General features: G+C 67.2%; 2 protein-coding genes. Both read left to right on the top strand.

Annotation, left to right across the window (positions count from 1 at the left end; genetic code table 11):
• On the top strand, positions 1-723 hold a 723-nt coding region (locus M8J74_RS28095; protein WP_249839122.1), incomplete at its 5' end, for a sugar phosphate nucleotidyltransferase.
• A partial coding sequence (locus tag M8J74_RS28100) for a dTDP-glucose 4,6-dehydratase (protein ID WP_249839123.1) occupies positions 720-1,401 on the top strand: 682 nt, incomplete at its 3' end. The genes M8J74_RS28095 and M8J74_RS28100, both read left to right, overlap by 4 nt.

A 1,401-nucleotide genomic window follows, 5' to 3' on the forward strand; every position in this document is an offset into this window, starting at 1 on the left:
GGCCTCGTCGACGGGTTCCGTACGGACCGCCCCGACGCCCAGATCCTGCTGACCCGGGTGCCCAACCCGACATCCTTCGGTGTCGCCGAACTCGACGGCAGCGGCCGCGTGAAGGGGCTGGAGGAGAAGCCGAAACAGCCCAAGAGCGACCTCGCACTGGTGGGCGTCTATCTCTTCACCCCCGCGATCCACCAGGCCGTCCGCAGTATCGAGCCGTCATGGCGCGGCGAACTGGAGATCACCCACGCCATCCAGTGGCTGATAGACCAGAACAAGGACGTCCGCTCGACCACGATCTCCGGCTACTGGAAGGACACCGGGAACGTCGCCGACATGCTGGAGGTCAACCGCTCCGTCCTGGAGACGCTCGAACCGCACGTCGAGGGCACTGTCGACGACTCCAGCGAGATCATCGGCCGCGTCCGCATCGACGCGGGCGCCGAGGTCCGCGGATCGCGCATCGTCGGCCCCGCCGTCATCGGCCCGGGTTCGGTGATCAGCGGCTCCTACGTCGGCCCGTTCACCTCCATCTCCGAGGGCTGCCGGATCGAGGACAGCGAAGTGGAGTACTCGATCGTGCTGCGTGACTCCTCCATCACCGGCGTCCGGCGCGTGGAGACCTCGCTCATCGGCCGCAACGTCGAGGTCACCCCCGCGCCCCGAAATCCCGCGGTCCACCGTCTCGTCCTCGGCGACCACAGCAAGGTACAGATCTCCTCATGACGACAAGAATTCTGGTGACCGGCGGCGCCGGTTTCATAGGCTCCCACTACGTCCGTACCCTCCTCGGTCCCGAGGGCCCCGGCGACGTGGCGATCACCGTGCTGGACAAGCTCACCTACGCGGGCAACCCGGCCAACCTCGACGAGGTCCGCCATCACCCCGGCTTCGCCTTCGTCCAGGGCGACATCTGCGACCCCGCACTCGTGGGCGAGCTGATGGCGGAGCACGACGAGGTGGTGCACTTCGCGGCCGAGTCGCACGTGGACCGCTCCATCGACGGCGGCGCGGAGTTCGTCCGTACGAACGTGGTCGGCACCCACACCTTGATCGACGCCGCGCACCGGACCGGCATCAAGACCTTCGTCCACATCTCCACCGACGAGGTCTACGGCTCCATCGACTCGGGCTCCTGGCCGGAGACCCATCCCCTGCAGCCCAACTCGCCCTACTCCTCGGCCAAGGCCTCCAGCGACCTGATCGCGCTGTCGTACCACCGCACCCATGGCCTCGACGTACGCGTGACCCGCTGCTCCAACAACTACGGGCACCACCACTTCCCCGAGAAGGTCATCCCGCTGTTCATCACGAACCTGCTGGACGGCAAGAAGGTCCCGCTCTACGGCGACGGCGGCAACGTCCGCGACTGGCTGCACATCGACGACCACGTCCAGGGCATCG

It is taken from the genome of Streptomyces panaciradicis, assembly GCF_023516615.1.
GTDB classification, from domain to species: domain Bacteria; phylum Actinomycetota; class Actinomycetes; order Streptomycetales; family Streptomycetaceae; genus Streptomyces; species Streptomyces panaciradicis.